Annotated in this window: 7 protein-coding genes; all 7 read left to right on the top strand. The window is 34.3% G+C overall.

Features of this window, described 5'->3' with window-relative positions:
- Positions 1–154 precede the first annotated feature (154 nt).
- The 7 genes from RWM06_RS09370 to RWM06_RS09400 all read left to right on the top strand — a co-directional run bounded on the left by RWM06_RS09370 (position 155) and on the right by RWM06_RS09400 (position 4196).
- The gene (locus RWM06_RS09370; protein WP_313970920.1) at positions 155–1162 is read left to right on the top strand and encodes an SPFH domain-containing protein; all 1008 of its coding nucleotides are present in this window, start codon (positions 155–157) and stop codon (positions 1160–1162) included.
- A 2-nt stretch (positions 1163–1164) separates the two neighbouring features.
- Complete coding sequence (locus RWM06_RS09375) at positions 1165–1365, top strand: PTS ascorbate transporter subunit IIC (protein ID WP_000796544.1); 201 nt, start codon at positions 1165–1167, stop codon at positions 1363–1365.
- 151 nt (positions 1366–1516) lie between these two features.
- On the top strand, positions 1517–1699 hold the full coding sequence (gene rpmF / locus RWM06_RS09380) for a 50S ribosomal protein L32 (RefSeq protein ID WP_000290417.1): 183 nt from the start codon (positions 1517–1519) through the stop codon (positions 1697–1699).
- A 15-nt stretch (positions 1700–1714) separates the two neighbouring features.
- A complete protein-coding gene (rpmG, locus tag RWM06_RS09385; RefSeq protein ID WP_001265622.1) occupies positions 1715–1864 on the top strand; it encodes a 50S ribosomal protein L33 in 150 nt (49 codons plus the stop codon).
- Positions 1865–2145: 281 nt separating this feature from the next.
- Positions 2146–2931: a hypothetical protein gene (locus RWM06_RS09390; protein ID WP_313970921.1), complete on the top strand. Its 786-nt coding sequence runs from the start codon at positions 2146–2148 to the stop codon at positions 2929–2931.
- 108 nt (positions 2932–3039) lie between these two features.
- A complete protein-coding gene (locus RWM06_RS09395; protein ID WP_313970922.1) occupies positions 3040–3600 on the top strand; it encodes a hypothetical protein in 561 nt (186 codons plus the stop codon).
- A 65-nt stretch (positions 3601–3665) separates the two neighbouring features.
- On the top strand, positions 3666–4196 hold the full coding sequence (locus tag RWM06_RS09400) for a hypothetical protein (RefSeq protein ID WP_313970923.1): 531 nt from the start codon (positions 3666–3668) through the stop codon (positions 4194–4196).
- Positions 4197–4639 lie beyond the last annotated feature (443 nt).

Here is a 4639-nt window from a genome sequence, read left to right on the forward strand (position 1 = left end):
ATAGCACATTTTAAAAGCAATGAACAGAAGAAAATTCTTGAATTTTCAGAAAATTCTATACAGTAATCTTTTCTTTAAAAATGTTACATTTATTTCTTGACTTTATAAATTAAAGTGATATCATTTAGATATCAAATAATAGGAGGTCATTCTTATGACTGAAAAACTAATCAATTCAAAACCAAATGGTATATTAGCATTGATTCTCATTGAGTTGACGCTCGTACTTGGTGTCTTTATATTTATAATGGGTGTTGGTTCGAAAAACATTTTTGGAATGATTATCGGACCTTTACTAATCGTAATTGCAGCGCTAACTCATGCTGGTCTAAAAGTTGTCAAACCTCAAGAAGCTCTGGTTCTGACACTCTTTGGTAACTATACAGGTACCATCAAAGAACCTGGTTTTTACTTTGTCAATCCCTTCAGCGTAGCGGTCAACCCTGCAAACCACACTCGACTTGGACAAAGTGGTGATGTTAGCACAAAATCTCCTTTTTTAGGAGCTAAATCATCAAATGACAATGATGTAAATATTGAAATTAGCAAGAAACACATTTCACTCAAAGTCATGACCTTGAGCAATTCTCGCCAAAAAATCAATGATTGTCTAGGAAATCCTGTAGAAATCGGTATCGCGGTAACTTGGAGAGTTGTCGATACCGCTATGGCAGTCTTCAACGTTGATAACTACAAGGAATATCTTTCATTACAATGTGATAGCGCCCTTCGTAATATTGTCCGCATCTATCCTTACGATGTGTCTCCTAATGTGGATACTACAGGTGACGGCCAAGCAGATGAAGGTAGTCTCCGTGGCTCTAGCGAAATTGTGGCTAATCGTATTCGTGAAGAAATCCAAAGTCGTGTTGAGGATGCTGGCTTGGAAATCCTTGAAGCACGTATTACTTACCTAGCTTACGCTCCAGAAATTGCTGCTGTCATGCTTCAACGCCAACAAGCATCTGCCATTATTGATGCCCGGAAGATGATTGTAGATGGTGCTGTAGGAATGGTTGAAATGGCACTAGAACGACTCAATGAAGGGGAATTGGTAGAGCTTGACGAAGAACGAAAAGCTGCCATGGTTTCAAATCTCCTTGTCGTACTCTGTGGCAATCATGATGCACAACCAATTGTCAACACAGGAAGTCTTTACTAAAGATGGCTGAAGCTAAAAAAAAGCAGATCCCCCTTCGACTCTCAACCAAGTTATACGCTGCACTCGCATCATGGGCAGAAGATGACTTTCGTTCAGTCAATGGGCAAATCGAATATCTCCTCACAGAGTGTGTCAAGCAACGGAAGAAAGACGGAAAATACGTCTCAGAAACCATTGACGAACCATTTGAGATTGATATTTAGCATCTTCTCCTGTTTGCTGTGTCGGACAGGAGAATTTTTTCATCTTTTTTTGTCAAGTAACTTTACTTTACAAAAAAAATGTGTTATTCTAATATGGTTGATGAAAATCAGTAGATTGAATCGAATATAAATACCTAAAGGAGAAATCAAAATGGCAGTACCTGCACGTCGCACTTCAAAAGCGAAGAAAAACAAACGTCGTACACACTACAAAGTAACAGCTCCATCTGTAAACTTTGACGAAACTACTGGAGATTACTCACGTTCTCACCGTGTATCACTTAAAGGATACTACAAAGGACGTAAAATCGCTAAAGCTGCATCAGCTGAATAATAGAAGGGAGATACCATGCGCGTAAATATTACACTTGAACACAAAGAATCTGGTGAACGCTTGTACCTTACTTCTAAAAACAAACGTAACACTCCAGACCGTCTTCAATTGAAGAAATACTCACCAAAACTTCGCAAACACGTTGTGTTTACAGAAGTTAAGTAATAGGTCATTACGTTTCAGTAGAGACGAAAAAACCTTGATTTAAGGCGATTCTTGAAATTTCAAATTTCAATGTATTGCAATAAAAATCAACCAAATGACTACATTTTTGACTACATTTTTTGTGAAATAAATTAGATGTTCGGATATATAGAAAACGCTCTAGTCATATTGTCTAGAGCGTTTTTGTGTTGTTTAAGAAAATTAGATGTTTGTTTTTGATAACTACACATTTCAGATTTTTTAAAACAAGATTTAACTGTTGATAACTAGAAAGGATTATTATGTTTACAAAAAATAAATTTCAATACTGTATTTACAATCATGAGAGATTAGAACTTTATGAGCTACAAAAGGAATATCAAAAGGATAAAGCTGGGACAAAACTTAAGTATGAAAATCAATTATTTTGTCCTGGTTGTCACAAAGTGGATTTAGTGATAAACGAGAAAAAAGGGAAAATCTATTTATCGAGCCATCCTAAATCACCTCATGGTGACGGATGTGAATATGCTTTGGAATCTGCTTCGAAAATAGAACTGAAAGAATACTATGAGAAAATTGATGCAGACTTAGCTGAGCAACTCTTAAATCGTATTCTGGAAGAAAAGGCCCCTAGAGTAATCCAACCAAGGAGCGTCAATTCTCTGCAAAATAATAGCGAGGTGTCTGATGTAAAATTTGTTTTAGAAAATAAAGTTGGTACCAGAAAATATTTACCTCGTAGATCCCTCCTCCTAAATGAATTAGAAATATCTGACCATCTGACTATGTACTATGGAGAGTGTAAGGTATTTTTAGGAAAGACTGATAAAAAGTACTACCTACGAATGTTTCGAAATAATGATCATGCAAAGTACATCTGTAATTTAGTAATTCCTGAAAGAGTGTATAGGTATTTGGAAGATGAATTAAGATTTATCCCACAATCAGAAGATTTAAGTTTTAAACATTCAAGAGCCAATGCAGTTCCTGTAAAATTAGCCTTTGTTTCAACTATGAAGAAAAAACAAGAATATTTTAATGGATACTTGAGTTTTTCAAAATTACTTAAGGTGAAGCGTATTTAGGTTTTTTGCCGTATTAAAATTTAAATTTTATGAGATACCAAAATTTTATGTTACTTTCCATTTTTTTGCTTTTTAAAAAAATATCAGTTACAATGTAGATATAAATCGATGAGAAAGAGAGAAGAAATTATGGTATATGTTCATAGATTTTTAGGACAATGGCTTGATGCAAACATGACAACCAATAAGGCTGAAACTTTGCAAAAGGGGTTGGCTTTAGGAAGCGGAATTGACGAGTATCTCAAACAGATAGAAGTCCGAAAAAGGTTTACGTTGGCAGTTGAACAAGAGAAGTATTTCTACACGGTTCCTAAAGAGGTATCTATCGGAGATACCAGAGCAGATAGATATTATCGTTTGGAAATGAGAGACTATGAGAGTGTGGCCTCTAATACTGTATTTTACGGCAACGGTACATCTATTGTTGTTAAGGCACTATTTGAGGGTAAAGGAGAGATTGTACGTATCTATGAGTATGAAACATTAGAACTGCTTATAGAAGATTTAAGAGAGGAAGTAGCTATCACATTTAGTTGTGTTTATAAACCTTGCTACGTTCTTGCAAGTGACTTTGAAGAGTTCAAACCTATACTTGAACTAGGGAAACTTTATTGTCATTATGCTCACTCGCCTGGCTATCGCAAACCAATCGTCGAAGTAGAAATTTAAGAAGTTTTACCGTTACTCTTAAATAAGAGTAGGTGTTTTTTCAATTTGCAAAGAGGAGCACTATCATGGGACTTTCATATGCACCAGAGTACGTTTATACAGAACATTTCATTCAAAGAGCTAATGAGAGATTTGGAGTTAAAGAAGAGCAACTTCCTAAATGGATTTCTAAGCAGATAAATAGTTTGACACTATATGATTCAAGCGAGGGACAAAATCTAGATAAACGAAAGTATATATCTGATAGTGGAATTATTTTTATTTGCGATACAATTGAACGTAAATTTATTACTTGTTATGAAGCGAATGATTTGGTGGCTGAAGGGAAAAAGATCACCATACACGATAGTAACGTTGACTTATTTAAACAAGAAGTTGAGAAATTATCAAGGAAATATTATTTAAAAGATACAAAAGAAATGTTACTGAGTGTTAAAGAACACTTGACTGAATTTAATCAAATTGCTGAAAAATTAATGAAAGGAAGAGTAAGCCAACAAAACTACGAACTCATCAGTAAATTGATTGATGAATTTCATGTAGTAAAAGCTGCTGTGAAAGTGATTGAAACCAAAAGGAATGATTTTAAACAATAGTTTTAGTGATTTTAAGTTTGAATAGCAACAAAAAAGCACTGTCGGAGGAAGTTGACAGTGCTTTTTCTATTTTATTACTAGAAAGATAGTAGAGGAAGTTATTAAAAACTATCTAATAGCTTAAATTAAAGGAAGTTAAAATGAAATACTAACAGTAAGGAGGAAAAAGTTTTCAAAATAAAGAAATTTGAAAAATTAACCAAACTGAAAAGGTATTTATTTTGTACTGATATCTCATCTGTACAATTATAGTATATCAGATATACTGCTAAAAAAGCAAGAAGTTGGACAGTAAGCAGTATTATTTTAAAACATTATTTAGGGCGTGTTCGTATTAAATCGCGATTCTGATAGTCTATTCTTTGATTTTTAAGTTGGTGATAAAAAAGGCTAAATTCCCAAACTAAGTTCCACCGCTAGTAGAAGTGGAAGTTAGTCTGATA

This window comes from uncultured Streptococcus sp. (genome assembly GCF_963516575.1).
Lineage (GTDB): Bacteria > Bacillota > Bacilli > Lactobacillales > Streptococcaceae > Streptococcus.